This is a genomic window from Microcystis flos-aquae FACHB-1344 (genome assembly GCF_014698375.1).
Lineage (GTDB): Bacteria > Cyanobacteriota > Cyanobacteriia > Cyanobacteriales > Microcystaceae > Microcystis > Microcystis aeruginosa.
Window position 1 is genome coordinate 19,084 of record NZ_JACJSW010000223.1, and the last position, 16,433, is coordinate 35,516.

At 41.7% G+C, this 16,433-nt stretch carries 19 protein-coding genes and 1 pseudogene; 9 read left to right on the forward strand and 11 right to left on the reverse strand.

Annotation, left to right across the window (positions count from 1 at the left end; all coding sequences use genetic code 11):
- Position 1 precedes the first annotated feature (1 nt).
- Complete coding sequence (locus H6G48_RS24145) at positions 2 to 1,651, forward strand: ABC1 kinase family protein (protein WP_190723645.1); 1,650 nt, start codon at positions 2 to 4, stop codon at positions 1,649 to 1,651.
- 12 nt (positions 1,652 to 1,663) lie between these two features.
- Here the strand turns inward: H6G48_RS24145 and H6G48_RS24150 are convergent, their stop codons facing one another.
- From H6G48_RS24150 to H6G48_RS24170, 6 genes are all read right to left on the reverse strand, one after another.
- Complete coding sequence (locus H6G48_RS24150; RefSeq protein ID WP_061432353.1) at positions 1,664 to 2,071, reverse strand: hypothetical protein; 408 nt, start codon at positions 2,069 to 2,071, stop codon at positions 1,664 to 1,666.
- Positions 2,072 to 2,252: 181 nt separating this feature from the next.
- Entirely contained in the window at positions 2,253 to 2,384 is a 132-nt protein-coding gene (locus H6G48_RS26995) for a hypothetical protein (RefSeq protein ID WP_261779578.1), read from the reverse strand.
- A gap of 37 nt (positions 2,385 to 2,421) precedes the next feature.
- Positions 2,422 to 3,843 carry a type I glutamate--ammonia ligase gene (gene glnA / locus H6G48_RS24155; RefSeq protein ID WP_190723646.1) on the reverse strand — a complete coding sequence of 474 codons (1,422 nt, stop codon included), beginning with the start codon at positions 3,841 to 3,843 and terminating at the stop codon, positions 2,422 to 2,424.
- Between the two features lie 53 nt (positions 3,844 to 3,896).
- The gene (locus tag H6G48_RS24160) at positions 3,897 to 4,067 is read right to left on the reverse strand and encodes a hypothetical protein (protein WP_155120276.1); all 171 of its coding nucleotides are present in this window, start codon (positions 4,065 to 4,067) and stop codon (positions 3,897 to 3,899) included.
- 32 nt (positions 4,068 to 4,099) lie between these two features.
- On the reverse strand, positions 4,100 to 4,306 hold the full coding sequence (locus H6G48_RS24165) for a hypothetical protein (protein WP_190723648.1): 207 nt from the start codon (positions 4,304 to 4,306) through the stop codon (positions 4,100 to 4,102).
- Between the two features lie 153 nt (positions 4,307 to 4,459).
- On the reverse strand, positions 4,460 to 4,699 hold the full coding sequence (locus H6G48_RS24170) for a hypothetical protein (RefSeq protein WP_190723649.1): 240 nt from the start codon (positions 4,697 to 4,699) through the stop codon (positions 4,460 to 4,462).
- 513 nt (positions 4,700 to 5,212) lie between these two features.
- Here H6G48_RS24170 and sppA point away from each other — a divergent pair.
- Positions 5,213 to 6,034, forward strand: coding sequence for a signal peptide peptidase SppA (sppA, locus tag H6G48_RS24175; protein ID WP_190723650.1), 822 nt, complete (start codon positions 5,213 to 5,215; stop codon positions 6,032 to 6,034).
- A 68-nt stretch (positions 6,035 to 6,102) separates the two neighbouring features.
- Positions 6,103 to 6,504 carry a chorismate mutase gene (gene aroH, locus H6G48_RS24180; protein ID WP_190723652.1) on the forward strand — a complete coding sequence of 134 codons (402 nt, stop codon included), beginning with the start codon at positions 6,103 to 6,105 and terminating at the stop codon, positions 6,502 to 6,504.
- Positions 6,505 to 6,520: 16 nt separating this feature from the next.
- Here aroH and H6G48_RS24185 read toward each other — a convergent pair whose 3' ends face one another.
- Positions 6,521 to 7,414, reverse strand: a complete 894-nt coding sequence (locus H6G48_RS24185) for an alpha/beta fold hydrolase (RefSeq protein ID WP_190723654.1) — start codon at positions 7,412 to 7,414, stop codon at positions 6,521 to 6,523.
- Positions 7,415 to 7,472: 58 nt separating this feature from the next.
- Here H6G48_RS24185 and H6G48_RS24190 point away from each other — a divergent pair, with 58 nt between their 5' ends.
- The gene (locus tag H6G48_RS24190) at positions 7,473 to 8,315 is read left to right on the forward strand and encodes an alpha/beta fold hydrolase (protein ID WP_002798344.1); all 843 of its coding nucleotides are present in this window, start codon (positions 7,473 to 7,475) and stop codon (positions 8,313 to 8,315) included.
- Here H6G48_RS24190 and H6G48_RS24195 read toward each other — a convergent pair whose 3' ends face one another.
- Together H6G48_RS24195 and H6G48_RS24200 are read right to left on the reverse strand one after the other, a co-directional pair.
- On the reverse strand, positions 8,316 to 9,149 hold the full coding sequence (locus H6G48_RS24195) for a M48 family metallopeptidase (RefSeq protein ID WP_190723656.1): 834 nt from the start codon (positions 9,147 to 9,149) through the stop codon (positions 8,316 to 8,318).
- A gap of 63 nt (positions 9,150 to 9,212) precedes the next feature.
- Positions 9,213 to 9,497 (reverse strand): hypothetical protein, encoded by a 285-nt coding sequence (locus H6G48_RS24200; RefSeq protein ID WP_190723658.1) that lies wholly within the window; start codon positions 9,495 to 9,497, stop codon positions 9,213 to 9,215.
- A 542-nt stretch (positions 9,498 to 10,039) separates the two neighbouring features.
- On the opposite strand from H6G48_RS24200, the gene H6G48_RS24205 reads away from it, so the two are divergent.
- Entirely contained in the window at positions 10,040 to 11,035 is a 996-nt protein-coding gene (locus H6G48_RS24205) for a LysR family transcriptional regulator (protein ID WP_190723659.1), read from the forward strand.
- A gap of 40 nt (positions 11,036 to 11,075) precedes the next feature.
- Here H6G48_RS24205 and H6G48_RS24210 read toward each other — a convergent pair whose 3' ends face one another.
- The gene (locus H6G48_RS24210) at positions 11,076 to 11,741 is read right to left on the reverse strand and encodes an ImmA/IrrE family metallo-endopeptidase (RefSeq protein WP_190723661.1); all 666 of its coding nucleotides are present in this window, start codon (positions 11,739 to 11,741) and stop codon (positions 11,076 to 11,078) included.
- Between the two features lie 5 nt (positions 11,742 to 11,746).
- A complete protein-coding gene (locus H6G48_RS24215; protein WP_045357746.1) occupies positions 11,747 to 12,103 on the reverse strand; it encodes a helix-turn-helix domain-containing protein in 357 nt (118 codons plus the stop codon).
- A gap of 196 nt (positions 12,104 to 12,299) precedes the next feature.
- Here H6G48_RS24215 and H6G48_RS24220 point away from each other — a divergent pair, with 196 nt between their 5' ends.
- From H6G48_RS24220 to H6G48_RS24235, 4 genes and pseudogenes are all read left to right on the forward strand, one after another.
- On the forward strand, positions 12,300 to 13,091 hold the full coding sequence (locus H6G48_RS24220) for a PD-(D/E)XK nuclease family protein (RefSeq protein ID WP_190723664.1): 792 nt from the start codon (positions 12,300 to 12,302) through the stop codon (positions 13,089 to 13,091).
- 3 nt (positions 13,092 to 13,094) lie between these two features.
- Positions 13,095 to 15,338 (forward strand): Piwi domain-containing protein, encoded by a 2,244-nt coding sequence (locus tag H6G48_RS24225; protein ID WP_190723662.1) that lies wholly within the window; start codon positions 13,095 to 13,097, stop codon positions 15,336 to 15,338.
- Positions 15,339 to 15,349: 11 nt separating this feature from the next.
- Positions 15,350 to 15,499, forward strand: coding sequence for a hypothetical protein (locus tag H6G48_RS24230; protein WP_190723663.1), 150 nt, complete (start codon positions 15,350 to 15,352; stop codon positions 15,497 to 15,499).
- A 203-nt stretch (positions 15,500 to 15,702) separates the two neighbouring features.
- Positions 15,703 to 16,371: pseudogene (locus tag H6G48_RS24235) on the forward strand (glycogen debranching protein); the annotation flags it as partial.
- Positions 16,372 to 16,433 lie beyond the last annotated feature (62 nt).

Consider the following 16,433-nt stretch of genomic DNA (forward strand, 5'->3'; position numbering starts at 1 on the left):
CGTGTTCTCACTCCCCCAAACCAGTCAAAGACAAAAAGAAATCCTTGAGATAGTTCTCGGCAACGGTTGGGACTATATGCGCGGGGTTTTAACCCTAGGAAAAACAGAAAATCCCCAGATTCCCACCCCAGAAGTTCTCAAAAAAATCCTTGTGGAATTGGGGCCTTTTTATGTCAAATTGGGACAGTTACTTAGTACCCGTCCCGATCTGCTACCTGCTAATTATATCGAGGCTTTAACTGCCCTACAAGCGCAAGTTCCTCCCGTTGCTTGGACAGATATAGAAATAGTCATCACCGAACAGTTAGCAAAACCGATCGAACAGGTATTTAAGTATATTAATCCCCAACCGATCGCCGCAGGCTCGATCGGGCAAATTCATCGGGCAACTTTATTATCTGGGGAGGAAGTAGCGATTAAAGTCTTGCGTCCTGGAATCGAAAAAATTGTCGCCCAAGATAGTGCCTTAATTAAGGGAATTGCTGATTTAGTTGCCCTGACAGAATTTGGTCAAAGTTACGACGTTGTTAACTTAGCAGAGGAGTTTATTAAAGCAGTCAATGCGGAATTAGATTTCACCCAAGAAGGTCATTATACTGACCAATTACGCTATAATTTAACCCAGAGTCGGTGGTCAGAACCCAAACAGTTAGTTATTCCTAAAATTTATTGGGACTTAACTAATTCCAAGCTATTAGTGTTAGAATGGTTAGAAGGAAAACAAATTTTAGAGGCCGATGTTTCTAGACCAGCAACTGAGCAAGCAATTTCCCAAAGAAAAAGCGAAATAACTAGAATTTTGTTTCGGTCATTTTTTCAACAAATTTATATTGATGGCTTCTTTCATGCCGATCCCCATCCGGGTAATATTTTCTATCTTGACGATGGTAGAGTAGCTTTAATTGACTGTGGTATGGTGGGCAGATTAGACCCACAAACTCAACAAATTTTAACAGAATTGTTACTAGCAATTGTTGACTTAGATGCCAAAAGATGCAGTCAACTAACTATTAAATTATCCGAGTCAGTAGTCCCGATTACTTTAGTACAATTAGAGGTGGATTATGAGCGGATGTTGCGAAAATATTATAACCTCAATTTAAATCAAATTAACTTTAGTGAGGTGGTTTATGAACTTTTGCAAATTGCCCGTCGCAATAGAATTAAACTTCCGGGTAATTTAGGTTTATTTGCCAAAAGTCTCGCTAATCTAGAAGGAACTGCCCGAAAATTTAATCCTGATATTAATATCCTAGAAGAAGTCAAACCGCTATTAACTAATATTCTTGAACAACAGTTAATCGGTAGCACTCCCCTACAAACTGCCCTAAGAACAGTTTTAGACTTAAAATCTTTTTCCCTGAAATATCCCCGTCAAATCGAAGTTTTACTAGATGGTTTAACCTCGGAAACTTTAAATGTTAATCTGAAAATTCGCGACTTAGATAATCTCCGTCGCAGTTTAGATAATTCCGCCAATCGACTAGCTTTTAGTGTGATTATTGGTTCCTTAATTATCGGGGCTGCTATTGTTACGGCCAGCACCCAATCTCGGCAATTAACTATTATCAGTACCGTATTATTTGCTACAGCTAGTTTAATCGGTTTATGGTTAGTTGTCGGTATCCTGCGATCGGGGAGATTGCGCTAGAAATTATGGCGATTAAATTAAGATTTGTTGTTGTAAAAATTTCGCCCACTGACTAGCCAATTCAACCTCAGTAAAGGGAATTTTTTCAGGCGATCGCTCCTTAAAAATAAATTCTAGGCAAGGGGAACCTTGGGGGGGAAGAGCATCTAAATCCACCACTTGATTATTAACTAGCAGACGGATTTCTTTGACCTCCTCTAGGGAAAAAGTTTGTAAATTAATCACTCCCTTACGAGTTGGCTTTCCCCAAGTGATAATTTTATCTTTTTGACCTAAGACAGAATATATATCATACTTAGCTCGCTCGAAGTTTTCCGCCCATACTCGATAGATTTCCACTTTTTGGTATTCATTCCAACCACTCCAAGCCAACCAAATAAATAGAATTAATAAAGGTGTCCACAATAACCCGCGTTCCATAAACTATCGCCCCAAAATACCAGTCAATTAATCGTATTTTATGCTAAGTGGGTGGGTGGAATTAAATATAAGATGAACGTAGGTTGGGTTGAAGCATGAAACCCAACGCCCGCATGGGTTACGCTACCGCTAACCCATCCTACAAATAATTGTGCCTCCCTACTTAATTGGCAGCAAGGGATTATACTAGGGTTTGCGGCAAAAAGTTTTTCGGTGGTGGCAGGGTGTGGGGAAGGAAACCTCTTTCATCTGCGGGGGTGAAAATTTTTTCATCGGGACTGACTTGCTGATTCGGAAAAAAAAGGGCAGACAAAAGCCTACCCTAGGATTAATAATTAATCAATCAAACCTTAGACATCGTAGTAGAGAGAGAACTCGTAGGGGTGAGGACGTAAGCGCATCGGGTTAACTTCGTTATCGAGTTTGTAGGTGATCCAGTTTTGGATAAAGTCTTCGGTAAAGACACCAGAATCGGTCAAGAAAGCGTGATCTTTTTCGAGACTTTCCAGAGCTGCTTCTAGAGAGCCGGGGGTAGAGGGTATTTTTGACAATTCTTCGGGGCTGAGTTCGTAGATATCCACATCGAGAGGTTCCCCTGGTTCAATTTGATTTTTAATTCCATCGATACCCGCACAGAGCATAGCTGCAAAAGCGAGGTAGGGGTTAGAAGTGGCATCAGGACAGCGGAATTCTAAACGTTTGGCTTTCGGGTTGCTTCCCGATAAAGGAATCCGAATCGAAGCGGAGCGATTACCTTGGGAGTAAGCCAGGTTTACAGGGGCCTCAAAACCGGGGACGAGACGCTTGTAAGAGTTGGTGGTGGGGTTAGTTAAAGCTAAGAGTGCGGGAGCGTGTCTAAGCAAACCACCGATGTAGTGCAGTGCCATTTGGCTAAGTCCGGCGTATTTATCCCCAGCGAACAGGGGTTGACCATCTTTCCAGATAGACTGGTGAACGTGCATCCCGGAACCATTATCACCAAAGATGGGTTTAGGCATAAAGGTGACGGTTTTACCGTATTTCTTGGCCACGTTCTTGATGCAGTATTTATAGGTCATCAAGTAGTCGGCGGCCCGTACTAGGGTAGAGAATTTAATCCCTAACTCGTTTTGACCACCAGTGGCGACTTCATGGTGATGTTTTTCGATGGGAACTCCGCAGTCGGCCATGGTTAAGAGCATTTCCGTGCGAATATCTTGAGAGGTATCGGTGGGACTAACGGGGAAATAACCCTGTTTGTAGGCGGGTTTATAGGCAAGATTTCCCTCTTTTTCGTCTTTACCGCTATTCCAACGACCTTCGACACTATCCATGTAGTAATAGCCTGCGTTGGCGGTTTGGTCGAAACGAGCGCTATCAAAGAGGAAAAATTCCGCTTCCGGTCCAAAAAATACGGTATCACCTAAACCGGTACTGCTAAGATAATCGATCGCTTTCTGAGCAATAGAGCGAGGATCGCGGCTATACCATTCACCGGTTCTCGGTTCTTTGATGCTACAGATCATGCTTAGGGTAGGTTCTTTGTAGAAGGGATCGATCCAAGCAGTGGTAGGGTCGGGAACCATGGCCATATCGGATTCGTTAATTGCTTTCCAACCGCGAATACTGGAACCATCGAAGGCAACACCATCGCTGAAAGAGCTTTCATCGATTTGATCGTAGTAGAACGAGCAATGTTGCCAGATACCTGGCATATCAATAAATTTCAGGTCGATAATCTTAATATTGTTGTCCTGAATCATTTTCAAGACTTCTTGTGGCGTTTCGGGCATGGAAAACTCCTTTGATGTATGGATCAGTTCTTAAGCTTCTCAAAAAATCCATCCTAAACAGTCACTTTGGCCGGTTTTGTATTTTTCGATACAAAATCTTTAATCCTAGCTTGAAAAAATCTGTAATTTCCTTGTTCAGGTCGGTAATCGCTGGGAATGACCATTTGCCTATCAGCTTCTAGCTCCTCTTGCCACACCTCAAGCACGTTCGCTTCTGCAAACATTTGCCGTCTAAGCTAAGACGCATTCTAACCGCCTATACTCCTATAATATCTGATTGTCGCAGTTGATGCTGTTTGCGTAAAGATGCAATCGCTTGACCAAAAATATGATCATGTTTTAATTTAATCGCTGCAAACTTTTGTTTTGCTGCTGGTTCAATTACACTTAAAAAAGCCGCTATATCAAGATGAATATCCACCGCCAGCCAATGAATATAACTGCCATCTTCTGCTATAATCAACTTCTCTCTTTCTTCTAGAGGAATACGCTGTCAAGCTGGCATAGATGCCAAGGGAATTTCTAGCTCCTCGAAATCACAGCGACTGATAACTAAAGCTGTGGCGATTAAATGCTCTTGCGCTCCCCAACTCCAAGCATTAATCACCCTTGTCCGTCAAGTAAAATCTTGAGCAACTAGGGTATTTCGCAGCGTGCGTAAATTAGCCCGTTTAAATAGTTGCGGCAACCAGATAGCATCAATGTCTTCTCGAATAAAAAGGCCTCGCAGATGATGTTTATCATTAGCGGTTCTGGCCATATCTGCCACGGACTTTAAACCGGTCAAAGAAGTACAAATAAAGATGTTTTTCAGGGAATCAATATTCTTTAAATCCCCTAAGCAAAGAATCTGCACAGATTTAGAATCTTGCCAGAAATTATCACTTTCTTAATCCTCAATTATCACAGTAATTTCTGGCTTATTTAACATGATTAATTCTCCCCGGTACAGACCTTTGCCTCCCCTTTAATCAGGAGCGCAGAACGATTCGCTAAAACGTGGTCGAGGATTGGCTTTTTTTTCCTACTAGATCTTTGGGCATTGGCGGGCTATTTAACCTGAAAATTTAGACCATTTTCTTGATTACAAAGTAAGAAAAAACTCTAATACCAAATCTGTTTTTAATAGTATGATTAACTTCCAATCGAACTTGAAAAACCCGCTCCCCACTTCCTACTTCCCACTTCCCACTTCCCCGCTCTCTTGCCCAAATGCTCACCTCGCCTACCTTAACTCTGGCCACTTAATGCTATTATACACCTAACCAGACATTTTAGTCTGAAATTCTGAAATATAATGTCTGCTTAACCTGGAACGATCAAAGCGTTAGATTAGAAAGAGTCCTTTTTTTAGAGATATTTAACCCTGATGGTCTGGCCTTTTAAACCGAAAACCCGCAAACAAATCGCTCGAATAGAAATTACAGGTGCAATTGCCTCCGATACCCGCAAAAGAGTCTTAAAAGCCCTAGAAATCGTCAAAGAAAGGCAATATCCCGCCCTACTTCTCCGAATTGACTCCCCCGGGGGAACCGTGGGGGATTCCCAAGAAATTTATGAAGCATTGAAGCGGTTACAAAAAAACACGAAAATAATCGCTAGTTTTGGCAATATTTCCGCCTCTGGCGGCGTTTATATCGGTATGGGGGCCAATTATATTATGGCTAACCCCGGCACGATTACTGGCTCGATCGGTGTTATCCTCAGAGGGAACAATCTGGAAAGATTGTTGGATAAGGTGGGAGTTTCGTTTAAAGTGATTAAATCTGGCCCTTATAAAGATATTCTCTCCTTCGATCGAGAATTAACTGATGAAGAAGAAAGAATTCTCCAGGATATGATCGATACCAGTTATCAGCAATTTCTGCAAACCGTCGCCGGAGCGAGAAATTTAGATGTCAATCAGGTGAAAAGTTTTGCCGATGGGCGCATTTTTACTGGTCAACAGGCTTTAGAATTAGAAGTGGTCGATCGCTTGGGAACCGAGGAAGATGCCCGACTTTGGGCGCTAGAATTGGCAGGATTACCCCCAGATAAAACTAAATGTCAGACTATCGAAGAACCGAAACCCCTCCTCAGTCGTCTGACGGGCAATCGTTCCCAAATACCCCTAGGATTACAAAAAACCCTAGAGCGTCTAGAATTTGAATTGGAAGTTAACGGACAACTATTGTGGTTATACCGACCCTGATGGCTAGATTAAAGTCGAGAAAAAGGGCGCATTAACCCCTAAAATTGACTCATCAGGATTAGCGGAGGATGACAATCGTGCAGTGGAAGATTCGAGCCATTCGGGGAGCAACAACAGTAACAGCTAATACTATTGAAGCTATACGAGAAGCAGTGACAGAACTCCTCGAAGCGATCGAAATCCACAATAGTCTCGATCCCGATGATATTGTTAGTATTATCTTTACGGCAACTCAGGATTTAGACGCGATTTTCCCCGCTGCTATCGCTCGCGAACGTCCCCATTGGCAAAATGTCCCCCTCCTCGATGTGCAACAGATGCACGTCGCTGGTAGTCTGGAAAAGTGTATTCGGGTAATTCTCCACGTTAATACTCCCAAACTGCAAAGCGAAATGCAGCACGTCTATCTGCAAGGGGCGAAAAATCTTCGCCCCGATTGGCAGATTTCTCCAGTAACTATTAATCGCTAAAATCTTCGATAACTGACTAAATCCCCATTTCCGACAGCCAACTCAAAATTAATTGATTAACTTTTTCGGGATGTTCATCGTGGGGACAGTGACCGGCTTTGGCAATCGGATAAAATTGGGTATTATTTCCCATTTTAGCTCTTTCTTGGTAAATTACCGAACCAGCGATCGGTGTCCAAGGGTCATCCTCTCCCCAGAGTACCAATAAAGGGCGATCGATTTGCGGTAATAATTCCTGGGTCGATGGTCCGGGGGGTGCTGTCAACACCGATGCAAACACTCCCCACGCACCCGCATCACAGGAGGGTTGATAGAGAATTTCGACTAATTCCTCGGTAATCGCGGTATGATCCCGATAAACCTGTTTTAAGGTCTTCCGGATGCGATTTTTCTGCCTTACCTGTTCAAAAATAAACTTTCCTGTCACGGGAGAACTAACTAAACCGGTAAAGGCAGCCATGATTAAACGCAGCGGCAAATTTAATTCTTCGGGACGATGGTTTAATCCTCCGGCACAGTTAATAATTACTCCTCCAGCAGTGATTTCGGGAGATTCTGCCATCAGCATTAAGGTAATCAGTCCCCCGATGGAATTACCGATAAATACCGCCGGTTTTGCCATTTTTTCTCGCCAAAAGTCTTGTATTTGCCGCAGCCAAAGGTCGAGACTATAATCTAAAGCGGGCTTATCTGTACCCCCAAATCCCAAAAGATCTAGGGCATAGACTTGATAGCCATTTTCCGCTAAAACGGGGATATTTTTGCGCCAATGACCGATAGATGCCCCAAAACCGTGAATTAATACTACGGGTTGTCCTTCTCCCCGCACAGTGTAGGGGATGGTGTGACCTTGCCATGTCCAAGACAATTGCTCTAAGCTAGTCCCAGTGATCGGAGATTGTAGTGCCATTGTATGAAGTTTTATTAAGTGATAGGTAAATTATAGAGTAAAAATCAGTCGAGAATTTATGCCACAACGCCAGACTTTTACCAATAACTCGATGGAAATTTCCTATTTACAATGGAGCGATCGAGGTATGCCTCTATTATTATTGCACGGCATGGCGGATCATGCTTTGGTTTGGTCAAGCTTGGGCGATTATTTAAGCTCAAATTATCAAGTTATTGCCCCAGATTTGCGGGGACATGGGGAAAGCGGTAAACCGGCAACCGGTTATCACTTTCAGGATTATATCGGCGATTTAAGGGCTTTAATTAATCATTTAGGTTGGACGCAAGCACATATTTTAGGTCATTCTTGGAGTGCTAAAATAGCGGCAATTTGGGCAACTCAACAGCCGGAAGTATTTAAGAGTTTAATTTTAGTCGATCCCTTTTTTATCGATAAAATGCCTAGTTGGATTAGGATAACTTTTCCAATTCTCTATCAAGTTTTGCCCTTTTTAAAGATTACTCGCTCCTTTGATAGTTATCAGAGCATAGAGGCGATCGCTCGTCAATTAAAACAATATAAAGGTTGGTCAAATCTACAGCAAGAGGTGTTTAAAAATGCCATTGAACAAAAAGCTGATGGCAGTTGGAGCGGTAAATTCACTTTATCGGCACGCGGGGAAATTTTTGAGGATGTCATGGGGTTTGCCGGATTAACTAAAACTTTAGATATTCCCAGTTTATTAATCCTTCCCCAACAGGGATTAAATCGCACTGCTTGGCAAATTCAATCTTATAAAAAGTATTTAACTTCTCTAGAGATTAAAAAGATACCGGGTAATCATTGGGCATTTTTAGGGGAACCTGAAAGTTTTAATCAAGCGGTGGCCGAGTTTTTATCTGTTCAGGAAATTGTCTGATTAGCGGAGAGAACGAATCTGCAATTGGTAATAATCCTCGTCTAAACCTTGATTCTGCTTGTTATTAACCGAATTAAGCTGTTTTTGTAGTGCCAAAATGCGATCACTTGTAGCAGGATGGGTGCTGAGAATTGTCGGGGTAGAACCCCCCTGTTGTGCTAATTTTCCCATCAAGGAGATCATCGCCTTGGCTGCATAACCAGCCTCAGCTAGATTGTTTAAACCCAGTCGGTCCGCTTCTAATTCATCCTTGCGACTATTGGGCAGATTATAGGCGAGATTGACTGCCAATTCTACCCAAGTTTTTGTGTCTAATCCCGCCGCGCTGAGAAGTCCTCGGGCGAGGGCAGTATTGCGTAATTGGGTGATAGAATGACGACCGACGATATGGCCGATTTCATGGGCAATGACGCTGGCTAATTCTGCCTCATTATCAGCAGTTTTAATCAATCCCGTGTGTAAATAGACAAATCCGCCCATAGTAGCGAAGGCGTTAATGCTATTGTCGCGCACCACTTGAAAAGTGTAGGGAAGGTCAGGGCGATCGCTAGTTGCCGCTAATCGCTGGCCGATTTCTTGGACATATTGGTTAATTCCGGCATCTTTGGCCAGTTTTATCTTACCTGATTCTAATAAACCTTGATTAATCTGCCTACCGAGGACGACTTCCTGCTGAGGAGAAATAGTGGTGAGTTGAATAACCTGCACACCGCGAAAAAGTAAATCCATCCACGAGCGCCCGAAACTGGGTTGGGGATTGACAATCCCGATACTCAGGGTGAGCAGCAGAGAAATTATTGTTAATAGCCAAAAACGGCAGAAAATAGGGCGCATAGACGATTCGATCCCATAAAAACCTCATTCCCATTCTAGACAGTCCCTATCACCCTTTACCTGTTACTGTCCGCGATTGGTTTGATAGACGTAAAAGTTAAATAAATCGAATAAACTGCCAACAAAAGCAAAGGTGACAGCGATGGTTAACAGGCCTTGTAGGGGATAACCGCCGCCGAAAATGGTTAAAAATTGCAGGATTTGGCTAAAACCGGTCCGAGAAACCCAAGTAAAGCCGGGGACGTGACTGGTGGCCAATAAAGCCGTTAAAATAGAACCCACCAAGAGGACGGGGGCAACAAAACTTAATAGGGTGGAAAATAGCAGGGAACGGAGCAAAGTAAGCATGGGTGCTGATCTCCAGAGAATTAGGGGGCGATCGAACGGGAATAGGAATCTATACTCGCTCCCCTCTAGGATATACGTTCATCTCGGCTAGGGGCGGTTTTTTAAAAAATCTTAAAATATCATTAAGATTCTTGGTTAATAACGATTAAGTGGTACACAAAAGTCAACCCGATAATTGCTGGGTCAGCCTTTTTCAGTGATCAGTAAACAGTGATCAGTAATCCGTCAGGGGTGGGGAAGTGGGGAAGTGGGGAAGTGGGGAAGTGGGGGAATTTCAACTAAAACCCTAAAACCCTAACACCCCAAAACCCCCCCGCAACGCGCACGCAGTGACCACCCCATCACCCTGTCTCCTGACTCGGAGTCTCCTAACTCCTAACTCCTGATAACTGATAACCGGTAACTGATCACCGATAACTGGAACTACCTGAAGCATTGATCCCCGTGGTGTGGTACTGTCAATTCAGTGTATTTATCGGCACTGGCTTAAGATTTGTCGCTATTGTCCTCCCCTTCTCCCGTCGCTGTTTTTGAGGCTTTCTATGACCGACATTCCTTTCACCCTAGACCAACTGAGAATTCTCAAAGCGATCGCTGCCGAAGGAAGCTTTAAACGGGCGGCAGATACCCTGTATGTATCTCAACCGGCGGTCAGTCTTCAGGTACAAAACCTCGAAAAACAGCTAAATGTGCCGTTATTTGACCGGGGCGGTCGGAAAGCCCAATTAACGGAAGCGGGACACCTACTCTTAAGCTACGGCGAAAAAATTATCACTCTCTGTCAAGAAACCTGTCGGGCGATCGAAGATCTACAAAATCTGCAAGGGGGAACCCTGATCGTCGGCGCTTCCCAAACCACGGGAACCTATCTTCTTCCCCGCATGATCGGGCTTTTTCGGCAAAAATACCCAGAAGTATCCGTACAGCTACAAGTTCATTCCACCCGTCGCACCTCTTGGAGCGTTGCTAACGGTCAAGTGGATTTAGCCATTATCGGGGGGGAAGTTCCCGCCGAATTACAAGAAACCCTGCGGATTATCCCCTACGCAGAAGATGAACTGGCTTTAGTCCTGCCGATTTTTCATCCTCTGTCTAAGGTAGAAATGATTCAAAAAGAGGATTTATATCGACTAAAATTTATCACCCTCGATTCCCAATCGACGATTCGCAAAGTCATCGACAAGGTTTTAACTCGTTGCGAGATCGATACCAAACGCTTAAAAGTGGAGATGGAACTTAACTCGATCGAGGCAATTAAAAATGCCGTACAATCCGGTTTGGGGGCGGCTTTTGTCTCGGTGACAGCGATCGAAAAAGAACTACAAATGGGAGTTATCCACGCTACCCGAATTAAAGATGTGGAAGTACGTCGCACTTTGTCGGTAATTATTAACCCGAATCGTTATCGCTCAAAAGCGGCCGAGGCTTTTACCCTGGAAATACTACCCCAATTCTCCACCTATCCCGAATATCTCGCTGACGACCACAACTTTGAACCGATTCCTAACTCACAACCCGCCGAAATTATGAGTAAATAAGTTGATCGAGATGGGCAAAATCTCCCTCGGAACATTGAAGCTATTTCTTCGGAAAATTACTGCCCCGATAAATTACTTTTTTATCGACTTTAATCCAATGGAGACTCTCTAAACGACTTCTAAGATTAGTAATAGTTACTCCCAACTCGTCGGCGATCGCATACAGATGTCCCCATTTAGTCAAGTCACGTCCCTTGATGGCTTTCTCTAACTCACTCATCGCCATTAGTAAACAACTGACAAAATATTGTGCTTGCCATTCAATTCTTTGGCTAGAATCAACTGTCCGACACAGAAAAGGTTGAATTGTCTCTAAGGAATCTCCCTGATTGATTCGATCCAAAAAATTAGAGACGGCTGTTTGATTAATATGAAGGACAAAATGACCAATTTCATGGGCTAAACTCGAATTTTTAAAACCTTCTTTTGCCAGGGATGAATTTTGGGAATCTTTTAAGAATTTTACATCTTCATTGAGAATAATTTTCTTTTCTGTGGGAATAATCATTGCGGCGATTTCTCCCTCTTTATCTGGCTTTATATCCGTCCATTCAATAGCCAAATCAAAATGATCGGCCGTCGCTTCCGCAATATCGCAATTTTTTAAGGGACGACGACGATGAGCTTTTACTTTCTTCAGAATATCGTCTGCCTGAGTTTCAATCACTGCTTTGGGAATAAAACTATAGGGTTTAATAATATCCAAGATATCTACTCCTGCTCATCTAATTTTGTCGCCTCAGAAATAATTTTTTTGGCAAAATTGGGATTGTCTTTCATGCGACGCAATAAAATCGGCATTTGTTGGTATTTTTGAACTAATTCTTTAAAGACTTTTTGATCATCTGAACTAATTCGTCCTGCCAATTCCCCTAAGGTTTGAGCATTTAATTTTAAATGAGTCGCTAAGGACTCAATCACCTGCTGACTAGGAGGATAACCTGCATGATCATTTTCTAGCTTCGATAGATAGGTGTAGTCCACCCCAATCAACTTAGCTAGTTCTCTCTGACTATATTCCTCCTCTCGACGAGCTTTGCGGATAACCTGTCCAAATGTTTCTGACACTGCTTTTCTCTCAATCGCTCAAAAAAAATTATATCAAGGGTTGACTATTTAAGTCAACATAAGCTAGAGTTAGTTCATTGGCGTTGATTATTTTAGTCAATACAAGAGCAAACACTGCCGTATCATCCTAGCATTTTCCTGACTGAGGGGAAAAATCGTGTCCTGCCAGTTTCCCAAAAAGCCTTGGTATCCTCCGATGAGCTATAGTCTTTGGCGATCGCTAAAACCGGCGATTGGCTATGAGAATCGCCATTGTCAGACAAAACGGGGGTTTGAAAAAGCGCGAAACAAAGAACCAGAAGTCCAAAGATTACTATCACAAGATAATCAACCGCAAAAAATTGGTAAGTTGGCACAACGGGGAGTTTTTGAGTTTCATCAAGAGCCAGGGAGATTATCGAGTCCTGATGGGGTGGAACAAGTCGCAGAAATCCTGCAATTAAATCAAGAATCGCCAGAAATTCAAGCCAGGGTTTTAGTAATTTTAAACAATTACTATCAACAACCAATTTTATTGAATAAACAGATTATTGATTTACCTAGAGGTGATGAAGGTTATCCAGAACCTATTGTTATCGAGCAAGGTAACTATCGGTTTAATTTGTCCGCTGCCTTTGATTGTATTTTTAGAGAAGCCGATGACACCATACATATTTTAGATTTCAAAACTGGTCAATCTAATTTTGATCGTCGTCAGGCTCATGTTTATTTACTGGCGGCTAGTTACCTTTATCCTCAGGAAAAAATTGTCGCTTCTTTTTACAATTTAGAAACCCAAACAAGCTCAGAAAACATCTCCCTGTCTTCCGAGGCAATGGAAGCAGTTAAAATCGAACTAGCTTTCCTGGCCAAAAAACATCAGCAACAACTACAAAAATATAAAAATCACCCCGAAGATTTTTATCATCTTTTCCCGCCCCAAAGTGGCTATGCCTGTCGTTATTGTCCTTTTACATCGATTTGTGATTATGCAAATAAGGAGGTTTAGATCATGAATTACACAGTAGCTAACACAGCCAATTCCCCGCTTTTTTTGAGTGAAATTAGTTCCTTAACTCTCAGGAATAATTGTTTGAATTGTTTTAAGCTTAATCATCAAGTTACTAGAAAAATAGGTAATCGTTTTAGTTGGCAATTCAGTCATAAGTTTCCCGATGTGGTGGTTATTTTTGAAGATAATTGTTTTTGGGTATTAGCTAAAGATGAAAAATCTCTTCCCTCTCCACAACAGTGGAAAGAAGCTTTATCAGATATTCAAGAGGTTTTACGAGAAGATATTGGCGATCACTATTATTCTATTCATTGGCTAAAAGACTTGCAGATAACAGCTTTAGTTACAGCACAATTAGCAGTTAGAATTCTGAAAATATTTGGTAAATTTTCCTATCCAATAGTTTTTCCCAAAGATAGTCAGATAAGTGAAAACCAAGTACAGGTAAGGAGAGAAGTTAATTTTTGGGCAGAAATCATCAATGACACCGATCCAGCTATTTGTTTAACTGTTGAAAGTTGTATTGTCTATAGTGGAGATTTAGAACAATTTTATGAAAATCACCCCTATAGACAAGATGATGCTAAATTATTAGTAGGTTTAAAGGTTAAAACTATAGAAACTAATGGGACAGCTAAAATTATTAAAATAGCGGTTACAATTGGGGAAAAAAGAGAGGATTTATTAAAAAAAGCCACGGGTTCAATTAGTCGAAGAAAATTAGAAGAAGCTCATCGGGATCAACCAGTGGTGGCGGTACAATTTGGCAAAAATCCCCAGGAGTATATTTATCCATTAGCAGCTTTAAAACCCTGTATGACAGATAAGGATGAGAGTTTATTTCAAGTCAATTACGGAGAGTTATTAAAGGAAACAAAAATTTCCTATGATAAACGACAAAAACTATTAAAGTTGTATAAACAGGAAGCCCAAAAGACTTTAAATAACTTTGGTTTTCAGTTAAGAGAAAGAAGTATTAACAGCCAAGAATACCCCGAAGTCTTTTGGACTCCTTCTATTTCTCTTGAGCAAACTCCCATCTTATTTGGTAAGGGAGAAAGGGGAGAAAAAAGAGAAACTCTCAAAGGATTATCAAAGGGTGGTGTATATAAACGTCATCGAGAATATGAGGATCCTGCTCGTAAAATTCGTTTAGCTATTCTTAAACCAGATAGTTTTAAAGTAGGAGATTTTAGAGAACAATTAGAAAAGCGATTAAAACTTTATAAATTTGAGACTATTTTGCCACCAGAGAATCAAATAAATTTCTCTGTTGAAGGTGTAGGATTTGAAAAAAGAGCCAGACTGGAAGAAGCAGTTGATCAATTAATTCGAGGAGAAATTCCTGTAGATATTGCTTTAGTATTTCTTCCTCAAGAGGATCGCAATGCGGATAATACTGAAGAAGGAAGTTTATATTCGTGGATTAAAAAAAAGTTTTTGGATCGTGGAGTTATGACTCAAATGATTTATGAGAAAACTTTAAATAATAAGGGTCAATATAATAATATTCTCAATCAAGTTGTCCCAGGGATCCTAGCCAAATTAGGAAATTTACCCTATGTCCTTGCTGAACCTCTAGAAATTGCCGATTATTTTATTGGTTTAGATGTGGGAAGGATTCCTAAAAAAAATCTTCCGGGTAGTCTCAATGTTTGTGCAAGTGTGCGACTATATGGAAAACAGGGAGAATTTGTTCGCTGTCGGGTAGAAGATAGTTTAACCGAGGGAGAAGAAATTCCTCAACGTATGCTGGAAAATTTTTTACCGCAAGCTGAACTAAAAAATCAGACAGTTCTCATTTATAGAGATGGTAAATTTCAAGGAAAGGAGGTTGACAATTTACTGGCAAGAGCGAGAGCAATTAAGTCTAAATTTATTCTCGTAGAATGCTATAAAACTGGCATTCCTAGACTTTATAATTTTAAGCAAAAACAGATAGATGCTCCCTCAAAAGGATTAGCTTTTGCTTTATCAAAGCGGGAAGTTATCCTGATAACGTCCCAAGTTTCTGAACAAATAGGTGTTCCTCGTCCCTTACGCTTAAAAGTTCATGAATTAGGAGAGCAAGTAAATTTAAAACAGTTAGTTGACACTACCTTAAAATTAACTTTGCTTCACTATGGTTCTCTCAAAGAACCCCGTTTACCTATCCCTTTGTATGGAGCGGATGCTATTGCTTATCGACGCTTACAAGGAATTTGTCCTAGTTTATTAGAAGATGATTGTCAATTCTGGCTTTAGAGAGGAAAATTATGCACAATTACCATAGCAATCCACACCATCTAGATGAATTAGTCAGTGATTTAGTTAACCAAATTAGTTTACTGACGGCAGAAAATCGAGCCATTAAAGAAAGATTAGCCTATCTTGAATGGGACTTGCATCGAGAAAATGGTTGTTGACAAGCCGAAAATTTATCTCTGCGTCAAATGGTTGACTACTGCTCCGAAGAATATAATTCTCTTGAGGATTCTCTAAGATAATTACTATAGCAGTTACTAGGAATTGCATAGCCGTTTTTTTTGGGGAGCAAGCTTTAGATTTTTTTCTTATTTCTTTGAGCAAAAAATGTCTATCATCAAAGGCGATATTACCCCGCCAATTTATGTTACCAGCGATCGGTCAAAATCATCCCCAATCTGGTAATTATGCCCCCCTAGATAGCCATCTCTGGGCCGATGCCACCTATCCCCTCGGGGCCCATTATCGGGGCGATAGTGTCACCTTTGCCGTCTATTCTAAAAATGCCAGTCAGATTCTTCTGGAAATCTACGAGCGCCCGACGGGAGAAAACGCTAAGTATGATTACTGGTTGACAAAAAACCCAAATGATGATATGTGGCGGGCAAAAATCGCCAGTATTGCCCAGGGCAGTTACTACGCTTTTCGCTGTTGGGGTCCCAATTGGCAATTTGATCAAAAATGGCAAAGAGGCCACAGTAACGCCGGTTTTCGGGCAGATGTGGACGATTTTGGCCATCGTTTTAACCCCAATAAAGTCCTCTTCGATCCCTACGCGCGAGAACTTTCCCACGACTTTGAAACCCTGGCCATGATCGCAGCCGGAGAAAATGCGGGAATGTATGCCACGGGAGAAGGGGACTACAAAGGAGTGATCCGGCGGCAATACGATACGGGCAAATGGTCGCCCAAAGGCATTGTTATCGCCCCGGATGGGACTTCTACCGGGATTCGTCCCCGTCTGGGCGACGAAAAAGCGATCATTTATCGAAAATTTGGGTCTAAAACCCCGTCCTTTAGCGTAGCGGAGGACGGCTTGACATTTCTAGCTAAATAGTTTACCATGGTAAATATAGTCTGGTAAACAAGATGTTA